Origin of the sequence: Mesorhizobium newzealandense (genome assembly GCF_042682145.1) — a bacterium.
In the GTDB taxonomy this organism is placed as follows: Bacteria; Pseudomonadota; Alphaproteobacteria; order Rhizobiales; family Rhizobiaceae; genus Mesorhizobium; species Mesorhizobium newzealandense.
On the sequence record NZ_JBHUGZ010000031.1, the window covers coordinates 67,371 to 84,719 of the forward strand.

The window sequence follows — 17,349 nt, forward strand, 5'->3', positions numbered from 1 at the left end:
GGGCGCGCCGCAACTGCTTGGCGCGCCCGCCTGCATGGTGCCGTTACTTCCTGGCGAGGCCGGGAAGCGTGACCTGATAGACCAGGAACATGGTGTCGACATCGGCGCCGTCCTCGGCCTTGTAGGGCGCGCCGACCTGGAAGCCGTCCTGGGTGAGGAAGTCGTTGTCGTTGGCGACGAACAGGAAATAGTCGTCGGGCAGCTTAGGATCGAGCACGCTGACCACCGACATCGCCTCCCACTTTTCCGAGAGGTTGTTCCTGTCGTTCGGCGCGCCATTGTGCAGGCCGAAGCGGCCGAGTTCGCCCTTGTCGTTGAGGTCGATGAACGGCGTCAGCCTGGCCGGCGTCACCGATGGGTCGAGCACGCCCTTGGGCGCCACCCGCTTGTCGGCCGCGTCGAAGGCGCCACCGGCGATGTCGGTCGCGGCGGAGAGATCGACGATGTTGATCTGGCGAAGCAGCGAGGTGTCGCCCTTCAACCCCTGACCGTTGCCGCTGTCGCGCGTCAGCATCAGGAAGGTCTGGTCCGACAGGGCCACGATCTCGCTCTGCGCGGCCACCTTGGTCTTGCCCTTGGCATCCTTGAACACCGGCAGCGGCACGACATATTCATGCGACAGCTTGAGGTGGGCGAGATCGGAAGCATCATAGACCAGCGCGCGCGTGTTCTGGCGCGTCGCGCCGGAATCGCCGCCATCCTGCCTGGGCGCCGACTGCAGCACGGCGATCAGGAACTTGCCGTCCGGCGTCATCGCCATGCCTTCGAGGCCCTGGTTGTTCTGGCGGCCGGTGTCGGGATCCTTCGGATCGGGCTCGGCCGCACCAGGCCCCGGATTGTCGGAGGCGAAGTTCGGCGCGCCGTGCCGCATCGGCACCAGGGCGGCCGGCGGCTGGGTCGCCGACAGCAGGCGGCCTTCGGCGGAAAACCGATAGATGTTCGGGCCGTATTCGTCGGAGATGAACATCGAGCCGTCGGGTAGCCGCACGATCGCCTCGTTGTCGAGCGCCAGCTTGCCGTTGGCCTCGGGCAGGATCGGCATGTCGCCGGCGGCTGCACGTGCGCCGTTGAGCGGGTCGAGGCCGGTGGCGTCGTTGCCCTTGTCGTCGGTCAAGAGCATCGTGTCGGCGAGTGTCGCCTTGACGCCGGACTGCTCCTGGCCGGCCGCGGGTGCAGCGCCTGGCGCGACCGGGGCAAACTCGATGCCGATGGTGTTGAGGCGTGGCCGATAATCGGTGGTGCCGACGACATTGTAGCCGCGGTCCGGCAGCAGCCAGAGAGAACCTTTGTAGCCGTCGGCGCCATGCGTCCAGCCGGCAGTGTCGATCGCCATGCCGGAGCCCGAGCCGAAGGTCTCGCCGAACTTGTCCTTCTGGCTGGCCGGGATGCGGCCGACGCCGACCAGGCCCTTGCTGACGAAGCTGGTGCCGCCGACCGTCGCGGTGCTGTCGGCGAGCGCCGGCGTCAAGGCAGTGAACAATGCCAGCGCGACGCCGAGCGGCGCGGTTCGGTATGGGTGTTTCATGGATAATCCTCTTTGTGACAAAGCGTGCCGGAGCCGCCGATGGACGAAAAACCGAAAGAGGTGCGGCATCGATGATGCCGCGCGCGCCTCCCCGAAAAGCGGTCTACGGCGCGAACATGATGCTTGCGTGACAGCGCGCGATGCTCGCCCGCCGGCTCCTTCGGACGCCGATAAGAACGCGTGGTCGCTCGAAAGAATTGATCACCCCAGCACGCATCAGGTCGACGAAGCGCGGTGTGTTCGCATCGCACTAGACACTTATGTCCAGTAGATATATGGTGAGGCCTTCGGACCAACCGAGGAGGGGAAGCCTTGAAGTCGCACTACCGCGCAGTTGTCATCGGAGGTGGCGTGGTCGGGGCCTCGGTGCTCTACCATCTGACGCGTTTCGGCTGGAGCGATGTGGCGCTGATCGAGCGTGCCGAACTGACGGCCGTTCGACCTGGCATGCGGCGGCCGGGTTCCACGCGCTCAACGCCGATCCCAACGTCGCGGCGCTGCAGGACTACACCATCAAACTCTATCGCGAGATCGAGGCGGAATCCGGCCAGAACGCGGGCCTGCACATGACGGGCGGCGTCAACATGGCCAGCGATCCCCAGCGCTGGGAGTGGCTGAAATCGGCCTGGGCCGTGTTCCAGTCGGTCGGCATCGAAACGGCTCGCCTGGTGACGCCGGAAGAGATCAAGGAAATCTGCCCGATCGTCGATGTCAGCGGTGTGCTCGGCGGCCTCTACGATTCCAACGAAGGCCATCTCGACCCCTATGGAACGACGCATGCCTATGCCGGTGCAGCGAAAAAGCGTGGCGCCGATATCGTCCTGCGCAATCGGGTCGTCGAACTGAAGGCGCGCGCCGATGGGCGCTGGGATGTCATCACCGAGCAAGGCGCCATCATCGCCGAACATGTCGTCAACGCCGGCGGGCTGTGGGCAAAGCAACTCGGCCGTATGGCCGGCGTCGAATTGCCGGTGACGCCGATGGAGCATCACTATTTCATCACCGAGGACATTCCCGAGGTTGCCGCCCTCGACAAGGAACTCGGCCTTGCGGTCGATCTCGATGGCTTTTCCTACCTCAGGCAAGAGCGCAAGGGCGTGCTGCTCGGCGTCTACGAGCAGAACCCAAAGCACTGGAACATGGATGGCGCGCCGTGGGACTACGGCATCGAGCTGATCCCGGAAGACATCGACCGCATCAGCCCGGAACTGTCCAAAGCCTATGAGCGCTTTCCTTGCCTGGCGACGGCCGGCATTCGCAAATGGGTCAACGGCGCCTTCACCTTTACCCCGGACGGCAATCCGATCGTCGGACCGGTGCGCGGGTTGAAGAATTACTGGGTTGCGTGTGGTGTCATGGCCGGCTTCAGCCAGGGCGGCGGCGTCGGCAAATCGCTGGCCGAGTGGATGATTTATGGCGAGCCGCAGGCCGACATTTTCGGCATGGACATCGCCCGCTATGGCGCCTTCGCCGCCAACCGCGAATATCTCAAGCAGACGACACGCCAGTTCTATTCGCGCCGTTTCGTCATGACCTTTCCCAATGAGCGGCTGCCGGCCGGCCGGCCGCTGAAACGCCCCGGCGCCTATGACGGCATGACGACGGCGGGGTGCGAATGGACGGCGTCATGGGGGCTGGAAATCCCGGCCTATTTCGCGCCGATGGGGTTTCGCGAGAACACCGCGCTGAAACGCTCCAACGCCTTCGATATCGTCGGCGACGAGGCGCTGCAGGTGCGGCGGGCGGCGGGTCTGGTCGATATCTCGGCTTATGCGCGCTATGCGGTCTCGGGGCCTGGCGCTGAAGCATGGCTTGACCGGCTGCTTGCCTGCAGGCTGCCGAAGCCCTGGCGGGCCAGTCTGGCGCCGATGCTCGGCCATGACGGACGGCTGAAGGGTGACCTCACCGTCTTCAACTGGGGCGATGGCACCTATTGGCTGATGGGCTCCTACTATCTCAGAGAATTCCACATGCGCTGGTTCGAGGCCCATGCGACGGAGGGCGTCACGGTCACCGACCTTTCCGACACGATGAGCGGCTTCCTGCTGACCGGGCCGAACGCGCGCAAGATCCTGGAGCGCACGACGCATCAGGACGTATCCGCTGCGGCGCTGCCGTTCATGGCCTGCGGCGCATTCGACATCGGCATGGTGCAGGCACGGGTTGCCCGCCTCTCTATTGCCGGCGAGCTCGGCTTCGAGATCAGTTGCCCCATGACCATGCATGCCAGCCTGCGCGAAACGCTGCTGGCGGCCGGCGAGGATCTCGGCCTTGCCGAGATTGGCTACTATGCGCTGAACGCGCTGCGGCTGGAGAAGAGTTTTGGCATCTGGTCACGCGAATTCACGCAGGGCTACACAGCGGGTCAGACCGGTCTCGACCGCTTCATCGCTTTCGGCAAGGGCAACTTCACCGGCCGCGAAGCGGCATTGAAACAGCGGGAGGCCGGTAGCGGCCAATGCCTGGTGACCCTGGAGGTCGATGCCGTCGACGCCGACGCCAGCGGCTTCGAGCCGGTCTGGCATCAAGGCCGGCGCATCGGCTTCGTCACTTCGGGCGGCTATGGCTATACGGTCGGCAAAAGCCTGGCGCTGGCGCTTGTCGACCGCGATTTCGCAGGGGAGGGCACCGCGCTGTCGGTGCATGTCGTCGGCACGGAGCGGCCGGCGCGCGTCATCGCGGCCTCGCCCTACGATCCCCTGGGCAAAGCGATGCGGCAATGAGGAGGATTTCTGATGGTCGATGACGCGGCACGTGACAGCAGGCGCGAGCGCCGGCGTGGACGGACGGGCGAGGCCGGATCGGAAACCAGCCGCCGGCCGGATTACCGTTCGCTGAAGAACCCGTTCCTGCCGCAGCCGATCTTTTCGGACGATCAAGTCGCCGCGATCCACGACACGGCGTTGCGGGTGCTGGAAGAACTCGGCATCAAGGTGCTGCTGCCGCAGGCGCGCGAGCTTTTCGCCCGTGCCGGCGCCCTGGTCGATCCGGACACCGACATGGTGCGCCTTGGCCGCGACATGGTGACGGCGGCACTCACCTCGGCGCCGAAGTCGATCCAGGCCCGTGCCGGTACTCGTGCCCGCGATTTGACGCTCGAGCTCGGCTCGATGACCTTCCTGGCCGGATGTGGGGCGCCGAATGTCACCGATCTCGAGCGCGGCCGGCGGCCGGGCACACTGGCCGATTTCGAGGATTTGATGCGGCTGGTGCAGCATTTCGACGTGCTGCATATGCTGGGACCCTGCATCGAGCCACAGGATGTCGACAACCGCTATCGCCACTATGCCGTCAACCGCGCGCAGCTGACGCTGTCCGACAAATTTCCATTCGTGTTCGCGCGCGGCACGCCGCAGGTCGAGGACGGCTTCGAGATGCTGCGGCTGGCGCGTGGCCTGTCGGAGGACGAATTCCGCGCAAATGCGCATTGCTACACTGTCATCAACACTAACTCGCCGCGCCAGCTCGACATCCCGATGGCGCAAGGCATCATCGATTTCGCTAGGGCAGGACAGGTCTCCGTCATCACGCCCTTCTGCCTGGCGGGCGCTATGGCGCCGATCACGGTCGCCGGCGCGCTGACGCTGCAGCATGCCGAAGCGCTGGCCGGGTTGACGCTGGCGCAGATCGTGCGGCCCGGCGCGCCGGTCGTCTATGGCTCCTTCTCCTCCAATGTCGACATGAAGTCCGGAGCGCCCGCCTTTGGCACGCCGGAGCATGTCAAGGCGACGCTGGGCGCCGGCCAGCTGGCGCGCTTCACCGGACTGCCGTGGCGGTCCGGTGGCGGCAGTGCGGCCAACATTTCGGACGCGCAGGCGGCACACGAGACGCAGTTCGCGCTGTGGGGCTCGGTGCTGGCCGGGGCGACGATGTGCATCCATGCCGCCGGCTGGCTGGAAGGCGGCTTGAGCGTTTCCTTCGAGAAACTGGTCACCGATGTCGAGGCGTTGCAGACGGTCGCTGAACTCTGCGCGCCAACCCCCGGCGACAGCGATTCCATCGGCTTCGAAGCGATCGCCGAAGTGCAGCCGGGCGGCCATTTCTTTTCGGCCGGCCACACCATGGCGCGCTACCGCACTGCCTTCTACGAGCCGCTGGTCGCCGACTGGTCGAATTTTGGCAACTGGACGCAAAGCGGCTCGAAGACGGCGAGCGAGCGCGCCACCGGTGTCTGGAGACGGGCGCTTGCCGATTTCGTGCCTCCCGCTTCGGCCGTCGCCACCGCCGGCGTGCTCGACGAATTCATCGCCCGGCGCACGCAAGAGGGTGGAGCAGCACCGGTGTCGTGAGGCACGGGCAATCGCACAAGACGCCTGACGCAACTTTCGCGGCCTGATCGGTGCCGGGGTCATTGGCAATCGGCGCATCCCGTGCAGAAATGGGCGGCATGCGCGAAGCTTCGATCGCAGTGGTGATCTTCCTGTGCCTGGCAGCGGCGCCGCTGGTCAGCATGGCGGTATGGCCCAGGATGCCGGCCAGACATCGCGACGACGATACGAACAATGTGGTGAGGCTCACCGCCAACCTTTTCGGGGTCATGACCTCACTGGTGCTCGGCCTGATGATCAACTCGGCCAAGAACACCTTCGAATCGATCGACCACAATGTGCACGCCTATGCGACGGAGATGATCCTGCTCGACCGGATCTTGCGCCAGTATGGCCCGGAAACAGACGCGGTTCGCCAGCCGCTGGTCGTCTATGCGCAGAGGGTGGCGGGCGATGCCTCGCCGACCGGTGAGACGCCAGTGGTCGCCAACCGGCTGTCCGAACATCTGCTGACGGAGATCGGAACCCGGCTGAGCGCGCTGGCTCCGGCCGATGCGGCGCATGGCGCCCTGTTGCAGGATGCCGGTCAGCGTCTGCAGAAAGTGGTGGAATTGCGATGGATTCTGATCGAGCAGTCGGAGGGCGCGATCCCCTGGCCGCTGATCGCCATGCTGGTTGCTTGGCTGGCGTTGATCTTCGCCAGTTTCGGCTTCAGGGCACCCCGCAACGCCATCACGGTTTCGACCTTCATGGTCTCGGCCGTGCTGATCGCCGGGGCGATCTACCTGATCCTGGACATGGACGTGCCGTTCTCCGGTCCGATCCAGATTTCGCCGGCGCCGCTGCAGAGGGCACTGGCGGAATTGCAGCAATGATGCGGAACCGGCGTCGTTCCCGGGCATTCATGGAGATGGCTCGAAGGAGGACGACATGGGTTTCGACCAGTATCATGAACCGCCTGAAGAACTGTCGCACAAGGTGCGGACCTTTGCCCGCATGATCACCTCGCTGATCGAGGAGGCGGAAGCGATAGGCTGGTACGAACAGCGCATGTCGGTGGAGAAGGACCCGCAGGCCCGCGCCATCATGAAGAACGCGCAAGGCGAGGAGTTCAAGCATTTCGGCATGAATCTCGAATTCCTGCTGCGCCAGAAGAAGGACTGGCGGGCGGAGCTGAAGGAAATACTGTTCACCACCGGCGATATCGTCAAACGCGGCGAGGCGGGCGAGAAGAAGGTGGATTAAGGTCTACCCGGGCAAGTTTCGCTGCGGACCAGGCTCCACCACAATCGAGTCGCTGTCGCGCGCGACCAGTTCCAGCGGCCAGACCTCGCGCATGATCCGCGGACCCTCCGGGCCGGCGAAGGCCGGGATCGAGGCCAGCAGCATTTCGGCGAGCCGCTGTCCCATTGGCTCCAGCGCTGGGCGGAAGGCGGTCAGCGCTGGCGAGAAGTAGCGGCAGAGCGGCGTGTCGACGATGACGGTCACCGCCATGTCATGGCCCGGTCTGATGCCCATCTCGGCCAGCGCCTTGCAGCCGCCAAGTGCCATCGCGTCATTGTTGAAGATGATGGCGGTCGGCGGTTTCTTGGAACGCATCACCTGAGGTGTCACTTCGTAGCCGCCGGCCTCGTTGATGAAGCCGGATACGATCAGCTCGGGATCGACTTCGATGCCGTGCCGCCGCAAGGCCTTGCGATAGCCGTCGAGGAACAGGTAGCCGAAGTTGAGATCGAGCGACGGGCGGATGGCGGCAATGCGGCGGTGGCCGCGCGCCACCAGGCGGTCGACCGCGTCAGTGCCTGCCTGTTCGAAATCGAGATCGAGTGAGGGGTAGGACTTGGCCCCGGAGCGGCTGCGGCCGAGCGTGGCGAATGGGAAGCCGGCCTGGGTGAGATAGTCGATGCGCTCGTCCTCGCGACGCGTCCAGGCCAGCAGCACCGCGTCGGCGCGGCGCGTCTCGACGACACGGCGCAGGCGCTCCTGCTGGTAGTCGCCCGGCGCGCCCATGACCACGATCAGGTCGAGCCCGCTTTCGGCAAGTTTCGCCTGCAGCCCGATCAGGAATGGAATGAAGAACGGCTCGCCATATTGCTGGTCGCCCGGATGCGGCTGCAGCATGAAGGCGATCGAATGGGTGGCGCCTTGCCGCAAGCTGCGGCCGGACTGGTTGGGCGAATAATTGAGCGTCCTGGCCGCATCGAGCACGCGCTGACGCGTGTCGGCATTGACGTCGGCGCGGCCATTGAGAGCGCGCGACACCGTGCCGATCGAAATGTTCAGGTGACGGGCAAGATCGTGAATGCTGGACGCCAAGTGACTGTTCTCCCCCTTGCTTGGCTAGCACCGGTAGCCGCTCAGGCCAAGCGACAAGGATGATTTTTCGCGAGCGGCCAGTTGACATTCTACACCTTCGGGTGTGTTCTCGTAAACGTTTACGGTCATGCCGTAGCGATCGGTCTGGAGGGACCGAGCGGAGGAGGAGTGCTGGATGATCAATGCCGTCCTTGTCGGCTGCGGAGCGATGAGCAAGCACTGGCTCGACGCCGTGAGGCAGATCGACGGGCTTGCCATTGTCGGCCTTGTCGATCTCGACGCCGACAGGGCGCGGGCGAGGGCGCGCGAATACGACCTCACCGATGTGGTCATCGGCACCAGCCTCGACGCCGTGCTCGACCAGACCAGGCCTGACGTGGTCTTCGACGTGGTGGTTCCCGCTGCCCGCCGCGAGGTTGCGCTTTCCGCCTTTGCCCATCATTGCCATCTCCTGACGGAAAAGCCGCTCGCCGACAGTCCGGAGAATGCGCGCGCCATTGTCGAGGCCGCCCGCCGGGCCGGGCGTATTCATGCGGTCGTCCAGAACCGCCGCTATGTCGCCAACGTCCGGCGCATCAGGCGCTTTCTCTCTTCCGGCGCCATCGGTGCCGCGACCAGCATCCATGCCGACTTCTTCGTCGCGCCGCATTTCGGCGGTTTTCGAGAGGAGATGGCCCACGTCCTGCTGCTCGACATGGCGATCCACACATTCGACGCCGCCCGCTACATGGTGAATGGCGAACCGGCCGGCGTCTATTGCCAGGAATGGGAGCCGGCGAGTTCCTGGTACCGGCAGGGATCATCGGCCAGCGCGGTCTTCGATCTCGGCGGCGGCAAGGTCTTCACCTATGCCGGCTCCTGGTGCGCCGCCGGCTTCCGCACCAGCTGGGAGAGCACATGGCGCATCGTCGCCGAGCGCGGCAGCCTGGTCTGGGACGGCAATGACGAGCTGAAGGCCGAGGTCGTCCTGCCAGGCCGCGAAGGCCTGTTCGACCGTACCGAGCCGATTGCCGTGCCGCCGCTCGATCCCGTCGACCGTGTCGGCGGCCATCTCGGCATCATCCAGGATTTCATGCGTGCCATAGAGACCGGCACCGAGCCGGAGACATGCGGCGCCGACAACATAAAGAGCCTGGCCATGGTCTTCGGCGCCATCGAGAGCGCCGAGACCGGGCGCCGGGTGGTGATCTCCACACAGGATGGACAATAATGCCAAACCCGCTTCTCGACATCAGGATCGGCACCATGGTGCGGGCCAATCTCGACGACCCGGCCGCCTATATCAAAGCGATCCTGCCACTTGGCTTCGAGTGCATCCAGCCCTTCTTCTGGCAGACTCTGGGCGGCAAGGATCTGCCGCGGCTTGCCGGCCAGATCCGCGAGGCGATCGGCGATGCCGACGTCACGGTCTCCTCGATCGGTGTGTTCGGCAATCCGCTGGAAAGCGGCGATGTCGATCGCGGCGTGCTCCAGGCCTGGGAAACGGTGATCGACAACGCGCATCTGTTCGGCACCTCGATCGTCAGCGGCTTCACCGGCCGCCTCCGCGGCAAGCCGTTGCCAGAAAGCCTGCCGCGCTTCAAAGAAGTCTGGGGGCCGCTGGCCAAACGCGCCGCCGACAAGGGCGTGCGCATCGCCTTCGAGAACTGCGCGATGGACGGCAACTGGGCTGGTGGAGACTGGAACATCGCCCACAATCCGGACGCCTGGGAGCTGATGTTCAACGAATTGCCGGACGACAATCTCGGCCTGGAATGGGAGCCCTGCCACCAGCTCGTCTACCTGATCGATCCCCTGCCGCAGATCCGCAAATGGGCGCCGCGCATCTTCCATGTCCACGGCAAGGACGCGACGGTGCGCTGGGACGTGATCCGCGAACACGGCGTGTTCGGCCGGCTGCCGTTCGTGCAGATGCGCACGCCGGGCTTCGGCGACAGCGACTGGACGCGGGTGATCAGCGAATTGCGGCTGGCCGGCTACAAGGGCGCCATCGACATCGAGGGCTGGCACGATCCGGTCTATCGCGGCGATCTGGAAATCACCGGCCAGGCACGCGCGCTGGACTATCTGAAGCAATGCCGGGGAGGTGCCAGCTACCTGCCTAACCCGGTGTGAGAAGCGAGCCGGCGGGAGGTGCCGGCTGGCCAAGATTGCGGCGCACTGCCGAAGCGATCATCGAAAACCCCTCGGCCTGGCCAGGGAAAAAAGGGAGGATAAGTGCATGAGCATGACGATGAGAAGGACACTTCCGCGCTCGACCATCGTGGCCGCCGCCACGATGCTCGCCGCTGCGATCTCCACCTTGCCGGCGCAGGCGCTCGACGCCCAATGGTGCAAGGACGTCCACATCCGCTTCTTCGTCGGCGGCGCCGAGGGCGACGCCTTCGGCACCATCGTCTACAATGGCGCCAAGCAGGCGGCAGCCGATCTCGGGCCGAAGGTCGATTATATCTTCTCCGGCTGGGACGTCGAAAAGATGGTGCAGCAATTGCGCGAGGCGGTCGCGGTCAAGCCAGGCGGCATCGCCATGATGGGCCACCCGGGCGACGCGGCAATCATGCCGCTGGCCGAACAGGCGCACAAGGACGGCATCAAGATGATGTACCAGAACGTGCCGGTGCCGACGGTGACGGCGGCGTTCGGTGGGGGCTATGTCGGCGCCCAGCAGGAGCAGCAGGGCCGCGCGCTCGGCGCCGAGGCGTTCAAGCTGGCCAAGCTGAAGGCCGGCGACAAGGCGATCATGATCGGTCCGTTCGATAACGAAAGTCGCGGCGCGCGCGAGCGTGGCACAGTCGCGGCGCTGAAAGAGGCCGGCATCGACGTCATTCAAATCAATTCGGTGCCCGAGTGGGCTGCCGATCCGAATCTCGCGATCCCGGTGATCACCGCAGCACTGCTCAACAATCCCACCGTCAAGGCGGTCGGTTATCCCGGCGGGCAGATGCTCGGCAATGTGCCGACCTACATGCAGGCGGCGGGACGCAAGGCCGGCGACATCTTCAACTTCGGTTTCGACACCAGCCCGCAGATCTTCGAGGCCTTCAAGGGCGGCTGGGTGCAGCTGACGGCCGACCAGCAGCCGTTCCTGCAGGGCTATCTGCCGATCCTCAGCCTCTGCCAGCAGGTCGTGCTGGGTCTCGCGCCGATGAATGTCGACACCGGCGCCGGCTTCGTCACGCCTGAGAACTATGAGATTGTTGCCGAACTCGCCAAGCAGGCGCTGCGCTGACCTGTAATCTCGGCATGCCGGTCGGGCTCGATCCCGACCGGCAACATCATCGGCAAACCAAGCGAGGATCGCCATGGCCGAACGCCTCATCGAACTGCGCGGTATCAGCAAGTCCTATGGTCAGGTCTATGCGCTGGGGGGAGTCAATCTCAGCGTCGACCGCGGCGAGGTGGTCGGCCTGATCGGCGACAATGGCGCCGGCAAGTCGACGTTGATCAAGATCCTCTCCGGCGTGGTCAAGCCGACCAGCGGCGAGATCCTCGTGCGCGGCAAGCCGGTGACCGGATGGAGTGCCGCACGCTCACGCGACGCCGGCATCGAGACGGTGTTCCAGGACCGGGCGCTGGCCGTGCAGCAGACCATCGTGCGCAACATCTTCATGGGCCGCGAGCTCACCGGCTTCCTCGGCTGGCTGAAGGTGAACAAGGAAATCGAGGAGGCGAGCCGGCTGATGCGCGAGATCGGCTTCACCTCGAAAGTGTTCACGCCGCAGTCGATCGTCGGCCAGTTGTCGGGCGGCGAGCGCCAGGGCGTGGCGATCGCACGCGCCATCTACAAGCAGGCGGAACTGATCATCCTCGACGAGCCGACGACGGCGCTGTCGCTGACCGAAACCGCCAAGGTCTTCCATTTCGTGCGCCAGGTGCGGGCGAGCGGCCGCTCGATCCTGTTCATCGGCCACAACATCCATCATGTATTCGACATCGCCGATCGCTTCGTGGTGCTCGATCGCGGCAAGGTGGCGCTGACGGCCGACCGCGGCGAGATCAAGTCGGCGGAAGACCTCATCAACTTCATGGAGGATGTCGCACACCCCGGCGGGTTGGCCGGGTTGCACGACACCGGCGACGCCGAGGGGGCAGTGCGATGAGCAAGACCATGGAACCCGATCTGCACGAACCGTCCGCCGCCATTCCTCGCCCACAGAAAGAGTGGAAGCACCCATCCGATCAATGGCTGCGCGGGTTCATCCTCGACAACCGCGCGTCGCTCGGCACGCTCGGCGTGTTCATCGTCATGATGGCGGTGTTCATGGTCGCCAACCCGACCGTCTTCACCACCTGGTATCTCTACAGCTCGGTGCTGACCACGCTGCCGGTGGCGCTGTTCGTGGTGGTGCCGCTGGTCTTTGTCGTCACCTGCGGCGAGATCGACCTGTCGTTCCCGGCGACGATGGGTTTTGCTTCCTGGGTCTTCGCGCTGGTCGTGCAGGCCGGCTACGATCCGTTCCTCGGCATAGCCGCGGCACTCGTCACCGGCATGCTGCTCGGCTTCCTGGTCGGCTCGCTGGTGGTCTATGGCGGGCTGTCGTCGCTGATCGCCACGCTCGGCATGAACTTCCTGCTCCGCGGCCTGATCCAGATCATCAACGAGGGCAAGTCGATGTCGCTGACCGGCCTTGCCGACAGCTGGGCCTACAAAATCTTCTCCAGCCAGGTTTATGGCATCCCGGTGCAGATCTTCTGGGCCATAGCCTTCGTCGTGCTGTCGGCGATGCTCTACAACCGCCACCGCTTCGGCGCGCAGGTGAGGGTGGTCGGCGACAATCCCGACAGCGCCCAGCAGATGGGCATCGACGTCAAGCGCGTGCGGGTGAAGGTGTTCGTCTTCGTCGGCATTGGTGCTGCGATCGCCGGCACCTTCTCGGTGATGATCAACTTCACCTGGTGGCCGACTGCCGGCGATGGCTATCTCTTGCCGGTGCTGGCATCGGTGTTCGTCGGCGGCACGCCGACCTGGGGCGGCATCGGCACCGTGGTCGGCGGCGCCATCGGCGCCGTCACCGTGTCGTTCATCCAGACAGGCGTCGTCGCGGCGGGCCTGAGCGGCTTCTACGTCCAGTTCTTCAACGGGCTGATCATCATCCTGTCGCTGCTCGGCCACAAATGGAACCAGGCGCGGTATAGGTGAAGGGTGGGAGATTTTAGCCGGGCGGGTCGCTTGTAGGACAACCGGGCAGGTGGGTGCTCACACCGCCGCGACGAACCCGTCCAGCACGCGTTTCTGGCCGGCCTTGTCGAAGTCGATGGTCAGCTTGTTGCCTTCGATGGCCGAAATGTTGCCGTTGCCGAACTTCTGGTGGAAGACGCGGTCGCCGACGCTGAAGGCGGACGGCGTGTCGGAGACGGATTTGGCGACCAGTTCGCCGTCGATGGTGCGGCCTTTGACGGAAGTGCGTCCGGCGCCGTAGCCAGAATCGGTCTCGCCATAGCCGATGCGCTCGACCTGATGGCCGGAGCGCGAGCCCCAGTTGCGGTCGGTCGCTTCAGTGCGATTGGCTTGCGCCCGCTGCCAGCCCGGCGTCGCGTAGGTGTTTGAGAAGGCGCCGGATTTTTCGGTGTCGGCGCCAACATTGTCGAAGCGCGAGGCGCCATACGGAGTCTGCCGGCCGCCTCTTCCGGAGGCAAAGGAACCACCGCCATAAGAATTGCCGTAGCCGCCGTAGGAGTTGCCGCTTTCGGCGACCTCGACATGGGCTTCCGGCAGTTCGTCGAGAAAGCGCGACGGGATGGTCGACTGCCACAGGCCGTGGATGCGGCGGTTGGAGACGAACCACAGATGCAGGTTCTTCTTGGCGCGGGTCAGGCCGACATAGGCGAGACGGCGCTCTTCCTCCAGCCCGGAGCGGCCGCCTTCATCGAGCGCGCGCTGATGCGGGAACAGGCCTTCCTCCCAGCCGGGCAGGAAGACGGTCTCGAATTCTAGGCCTTTCGCCGAATGCAGTGTCATGATGTTGACGGCGTCGAGTTCGGCATTCTGCTCGGCGTCCATGACCAGGGCGACATGCTCGAGGAAGGAGCGCAGCGACTCGTACTCCTCCATGGAGCGGATCAGTTCTTTCAGGTTTTCCAGCCGGCCGGGCGCCTCGACCGAGCGGTCGTTCTTCCACATGTCGGTGTAGCCGCTCTCTTCGAGGATGGTCTCGGCGAGTTCGGTATGCGGCGTGGTCTCCAGCGCCTTCTGCCAGCGCTCGAAATTGGCGGCCACTTCGCGCAAGGCGGCGCGTGGCTTCGGCTTCAACTCGTCGCTTTCGGCCAGCTTGGCGGCGGCTTCCAGCATCGGTACGCGGAGCGCCCGCGCCGTGTCGTGGATCTGGCGGATGGTGGTTTCGCCCAGCCCACGCTTCGGCACGTTGACGATGCGCTCGAAGGCGAGGTCGTCGGCGCCTTGCGCGACGACGCGGAAGAAGGCCAGCGCATCGCGGATTTCCATGCGCTCGTAGAAGCGCGGGCCGCCGATGACGCGGTAGTTGAGGCCGAGCGTGACGAAGCGGTCCTCGAACTCGCGCATCTGGAACGAGGCGCGCACCAGAATCGCCATGTCGTTGAGATTGTGCTTCTGGCGCTGATAGGCCTCGATGGTCTCGCCGATGGCGCGGGCTTCCTCCTCGGAATCCCAGGCGGCGTGGACATGCACCTTGCCGTCCTCCGGCTCGTCGCGGTCGGTGAACAGCGTCTTGCCGAAGCGGCCCTCATTGTGAGCGATGAGGTGGGAGGCCGCCCCGAGGATGTGCGCGGTGGAGCGATAGTTGCGCTCCAGCCTTATGATGGTGGCGCCGGGAAAATCCTTGTCGAAGCGCAGGATGTTGTCGATCTCTGCGCCGCGCCAGCCATAGATGGATTGATCGTCGTCGCCGACGCAGCAGATGTTGACTTTGTTGTCGCTCACTGGCTGTTCCGCGCCAGCTGGCGCGGGCCCTCCGCGAGGGCCTCGCAACGGCTCGGACGGACGGTCGTCCTTGCGGCCTTCGGCCGGTTGGAGGCCGGTCGACGAAGATTGGCGCGACGGTTGGGGCCGCTGCGCCAGGAGGCGCAGCCACATGTACTGGGCGGTGTTGGTGTCCTGATATTCGTCGACGAGGATGTATTTGAACCGCTTGTGGTATTCCTTCAGCACATCCGGATTGGCGCGGAAGATGCGGATCGGATGGCACAGAAGGTCGCCGAAGTCGCAGGCGTTCAGCGTCTGCAGCCGCGCCTGATAGGCCTTGTAGAGCTCGCGGCCCTTGCCGTTGGCGAAGGCGCGGGCGTCGCCCTCGGCAATGTCGGCCGGGCCTTGCCCCTTGTTCTTCCAGCCGTCGATCATCTGGGCGAACTGCTTGGCCGGCCAGCGCTTGTCGTCCAGCCCCTCGGCCTGGATCAACTGCTTGATCAGCCGCACGACATCGTCGGTGTCGAGGATGGTGAAGTCGGATCTCAAGCCGGCCAGCTCGGCATGGCGGCGTAAGAGCTTGACGCCGATCGAGTGGAACGTGCCGAGCCAGGGCATGCCTTCGACGTTGCCTTCGCCGATCAGGATGCCGATGCGCTGCTTCATTTCGCGCGCCGCCTTGTTGGTGAAGGTGACGGCGAGGATCTGCGACGGGAAGGCCTTGCCGGTGGCGAGGATGTGGGCGATGCGGGTGGTCAGCACACGGGTCTTGCCAGTGCCGGCGCCGGCCAGCACCAGAACCGGGCCCTCGGTGGTTTCCACCGCCAGCCGTTGCTCGGGGTTCAGCCCCTTCAGATAGTCGGGTGCATTGTTGTGGCCGCTGCGGGCAGCCATGGCGCGCGCGGCAATGCCCGACGGGGCCGTGGGCCGCGCATTGGGTTCGTCGAAAAAGGGCATGTCTTCGGAAAAGCCGGACATCTCCCCGAATGTAGTGATTCGGCGGCGAAAGGCCAGAAGTGTCTACGTTTTGTTCCGCTAAAGTGCCCGATACGGCAAGGATGGAGCTTCCATTAGACAGAACAGGACGGGAATGGGGCGGCCCCTATGGCTGGAAAGCGCCTAGCGCTTCGGTGGACCTTGATAGAGATACCAGATGGGCAACACGACGAGAGCGAACAAAATTCCGGCCAGCAGGCTCCAATAGAAATACGGGTCTTGGACCCGATCGAAGACGTGTACACCACCACCATGCTTTGGGATGATGGCTTTGCCCATCCATAGGAAAACAGCCACGACCAGCGCGCCGATAAGCATCTGCACCAGGAAGATGCCCACTAAGATGGGAGAGTATCGATTTTCGCTGGCCATTTAGGTCCCTCGTGCTGGTCGCGATACCGCCGTTCAAGCCTTGCGGTAACCGAGGGCGACGAAAAATCGATGTCCGAACGAGCGCGCCTCGTCCGTCATCACGGCGCCGAGAGCGACCTGCATCTGGTCGTAATAGTGGCGGCCGGCCGGTGACGCGAGGAAAGCCCCGTAAAGTTTGAGATCGTCAAGCGGCAGGTCCCGGTAGATGTAGGCCACCGACACCATGACGTCCGTTTCGATGTCATGACGAAGACCCTCGGACCGCTGACGCAGCAGGGCCATGATCTGATCGTCGGGCAGGGGCTTCCCGGCCGCTCCCAACATCTCGGAAAGCATCGCATAGCCCATATTCAAGGCCACGGCTTCTCCGGTGTCGACAGCGCTGAGGTCATCGACGATTTGTCTGTACTGTGCGAGCCGGGCCGGATCCCTGGACGGAAGCTCGCCCAGGATTTTGGGGCCTTCGATCGTCTTGCGTTCCCTTTCTTGCGGAGTGGAGGCCTGGATTTCCAGCGCCGTGACCTGTTTGCCGAGGGGTGACGCATAGAATGAGGCCAGGTCGGCCAGGTCCTTGGCGGGCAGTTTGTCCGCCATTCGCGATTCGATGGCTGCTTCCATCTTGTTCGCGTCAAAGGCGCCTTCCATGGCCGCCGCCAGGGCGTCCTGGACTTTCTGCGGCGGCGTTTCCGGCGCCGATTTCACGGCCGCGACGAAACCCGGGCCGATAGCCGTCAGCATCTCGTGGAAGCCGTTCGCCTTGTTGATCTCATGCAGCGTCTGCGCCGGCGCGGCCACGGTGAGGGAGACAAGGCAGCAGAACGCAAACGCCAGGCGCGTCAGCGGCGGAACGAATGACGTCATTTGCTTGCTCCAGAGCAGAGATGATCCAACTGAGACTGCTGGAAAAGTCGACTGCAGGCAAGCTGGATTGCCACCTTGGCGTGTGGGTCAGCTTGACAGGCGGGGCGGGCAGGAGAAAGTTGTGCCCAGGG

At 64.6% G+C, this 17,349-nt stretch carries 13 protein-coding genes and 1 pseudogene; 9 read left to right on the top strand and 5 right to left on the bottom strand.

All coding sequences use genetic code 11. The features are described 5' to 3' along the window. Positions 1-43 precede the first annotated feature (43 nt). Positions 44-1,525, bottom strand: a complete 1,482-nt coding sequence (locus ACFSOZ_RS37555) for an esterase-like activity of phytase family protein (protein WP_379106772.1) — start codon at positions 1,523-1,525, stop codon at positions 44-46. Positions 1,526-1,837: 312 nt separating this feature from the next. On the opposite strand from ACFSOZ_RS37555, the pseudogene ACFSOZ_RS37560 reads away from it, so the two are divergent. The 4 genes and pseudogenes from ACFSOZ_RS37560 (at position 1,838) to ACFSOZ_RS37575 (ending at position 7,038) form a co-directional block, all read left to right on the top strand. Next, positions 1,838-4,248 (top strand): annotated as a pseudogene (locus ACFSOZ_RS37560) (GcvT family protein). 12 nt (positions 4,249-4,260) lie between these two features. Further along, positions 4,261-5,814 (top strand): trimethylamine methyltransferase family protein, encoded by a 1,554-nt coding sequence (locus tag ACFSOZ_RS37565; RefSeq protein WP_379106774.1) that lies wholly within the window; start codon positions 4,261-4,263, stop codon positions 5,812-5,814. Positions 5,815-5,912: 98 nt separating this feature from the next. Then, positions 5,913-6,668: a bestrophin-like domain gene (locus ACFSOZ_RS37570; RefSeq protein ID WP_379106776.1), complete on the top strand. Its 756-nt coding sequence runs from the start codon at positions 5,913-5,915 to the stop codon at positions 6,666-6,668. Between the two features lie 55 nt (positions 6,669-6,723). Next, on the top strand, positions 6,724-7,038 hold the full coding sequence (locus tag ACFSOZ_RS37575) for a ferritin family protein (protein ID WP_379106778.1): 315 nt from the start codon (positions 6,724-6,726) through the stop codon (positions 7,036-7,038). 3 nt (positions 7,039-7,041) lie between these two features. On the opposite strand, the gene ACFSOZ_RS37580 is transcribed toward ACFSOZ_RS37575, so the two are convergent. Beyond that, a complete protein-coding gene (locus tag ACFSOZ_RS37580) occupies positions 7,042-8,109 on the bottom strand; it encodes a LacI family DNA-binding transcriptional regulator (protein WP_379106781.1) in 1,068 nt (355 codons plus the stop codon). 175 nt (positions 8,110-8,284) lie between these two features. Here ACFSOZ_RS37580 and ACFSOZ_RS37585 point away from each other — a divergent pair, with 175 nt between their 5' ends. The 5 genes from ACFSOZ_RS37585 (at position 8,285) to ACFSOZ_RS37605 (ending at position 13,249) form a co-directional block, all read left to right on the top strand. Then, positions 8,285-9,319, top strand: coding sequence for a Gfo/Idh/MocA family protein (locus tag ACFSOZ_RS37585; protein WP_379106783.1), 1,035 nt, complete (start codon positions 8,285-8,287; stop codon positions 9,317-9,319). After that, positions 9,319-10,224 (top strand): sugar phosphate isomerase/epimerase family protein, encoded by a 906-nt coding sequence (locus ACFSOZ_RS37590; protein WP_379106785.1) that lies wholly within the window; start codon positions 9,319-9,321, stop codon positions 10,222-10,224. Before ACFSOZ_RS37585 ends, ACFSOZ_RS37590 begins: the two co-directional genes overlap by 1 nt. Before the next feature lie 106 nt (positions 10,225-10,330). Continuing rightward, positions 10,331-11,338, top strand: coding sequence for a substrate-binding domain-containing protein (locus tag ACFSOZ_RS37595; RefSeq protein ID WP_379106787.1), 1,008 nt, complete (start codon positions 10,331-10,333; stop codon positions 11,336-11,338). A gap of 73 nt (positions 11,339-11,411) precedes the next feature. Next, complete coding sequence (locus ACFSOZ_RS37600; RefSeq protein WP_379106789.1) at positions 11,412-12,209, top strand: ATP-binding cassette domain-containing protein; 798 nt, start codon at positions 11,412-11,414, stop codon at positions 12,207-12,209. After that, positions 12,206-13,249: an ABC transporter permease gene (locus ACFSOZ_RS37605; RefSeq protein WP_111547241.1), complete on the top strand. Its 1,044-nt coding sequence runs from the start codon at positions 12,206-12,208 to the stop codon at positions 13,247-13,249. Before ACFSOZ_RS37600 ends, ACFSOZ_RS37605 begins: the two co-directional genes overlap by 4 nt. Positions 13,250-13,306: 57 nt before the next feature. Here ACFSOZ_RS37605 and ACFSOZ_RS37610 read toward each other — a convergent pair whose 3' ends face one another. From ACFSOZ_RS37610 to ACFSOZ_RS37620, 3 genes are all read right to left on the bottom strand, one after another. Then, positions 13,307-15,967: an ATP-dependent helicase gene (locus ACFSOZ_RS37610; protein ID WP_379106791.1), complete on the bottom strand. Its 2,661-nt coding sequence runs from the start codon at positions 15,965-15,967 to the stop codon at positions 13,307-13,309. Positions 15,968-16,108: 141 nt separating this feature from the next. Next, positions 16,109-16,357 carry a hypothetical protein gene (locus ACFSOZ_RS37615; RefSeq protein ID WP_379106793.1) on the bottom strand — a complete coding sequence of 83 codons (249 nt, stop codon included), beginning with the start codon at positions 16,355-16,357 and terminating at the stop codon, positions 16,109-16,111. Between the two features lie 33 nt (positions 16,358-16,390). Beyond that, the gene (locus tag ACFSOZ_RS37620; protein WP_379106795.1) at positions 16,391-17,218 is read right to left on the bottom strand and encodes a DUF2059 domain-containing protein; all 828 of its coding nucleotides are present in this window, start codon (positions 17,216-17,218) and stop codon (positions 16,391-16,393) included. Positions 17,219-17,349 lie beyond the last annotated feature (131 nt).

What these genes read in the sequence shown, in the direction of transcription:
- ACFSOZ_RS37555 (WP_379106772.1), bottom strand. Translation starts at nt 1,525, where the DNA reads ATGAAACACCCATACCGAACCGCGCCGCTCGGCGTCGCGCTGGCATTG.
- ACFSOZ_RS37565 (WP_379106774.1), top strand. Translation starts at nt 4,261, where the DNA reads ATGGTCGATGACGCGGCACGTGACAGCAGGCGCGAGCGCCGGCGTGGA.
- ACFSOZ_RS37570 (WP_379106776.1), top strand. Translation starts at nt 5,913, where the DNA reads ATGCGCGAAGCTTCGATCGCAGTGGTGATCTTCCTGTGCCTGGCAGCG.
- ACFSOZ_RS37575 (WP_379106778.1), top strand. Translation starts at nt 6,724, where the DNA reads ATGGGTTTCGACCAGTATCATGAACCGCCTGAAGAACTGTCGCACAAG.
- ACFSOZ_RS37585 (WP_379106783.1), top strand. Translation starts at nt 8,285, where the DNA reads ATGATCAATGCCGTCCTTGTCGGCTGCGGAGCGATGAGCAAGCACTGG.
- ACFSOZ_RS37590 (WP_379106785.1), top strand. Translation starts at nt 9,319, where the DNA reads ATGCCAAACCCGCTTCTCGACATCAGGATCGGCACCATGGTGCGGGCC.
- ACFSOZ_RS37595 (WP_379106787.1), top strand. Translation starts at nt 10,331, where the DNA reads ATGAGCATGACGATGAGAAGGACACTTCCGCGCTCGACCATCGTGGCC.
- ACFSOZ_RS37600 (WP_379106789.1), top strand. Translation starts at nt 11,412, where the DNA reads ATGGCCGAACGCCTCATCGAACTGCGCGGTATCAGCAAGTCCTATGGT.
- ACFSOZ_RS37605 (WP_111547241.1), top strand. Translation starts at nt 12,206, where the DNA reads ATGAGCAAGACCATGGAACCCGATCTGCACGAACCGTCCGCCGCCATT.
- ACFSOZ_RS37610 (WP_379106791.1), bottom strand. Translation starts at nt 15,967, where the DNA reads ATGTCCGGCTTTTCCGAAGACATGCCCTTTTTCGACGAACCCAATGCG.
- ACFSOZ_RS37615 (WP_379106793.1), bottom strand. Translation starts at nt 16,357, where the DNA reads ATGGCCAGCGAAAATCGATACTCTCCCATCTTAGTGGGCATCTTCCTG.
- ACFSOZ_RS37620 (WP_379106795.1), bottom strand. Translation starts at nt 17,218, where the DNA reads ATGACGTCATTCGTTCCGCCGCTGACGCGCCTGGCGTTTGCGTTCTGC.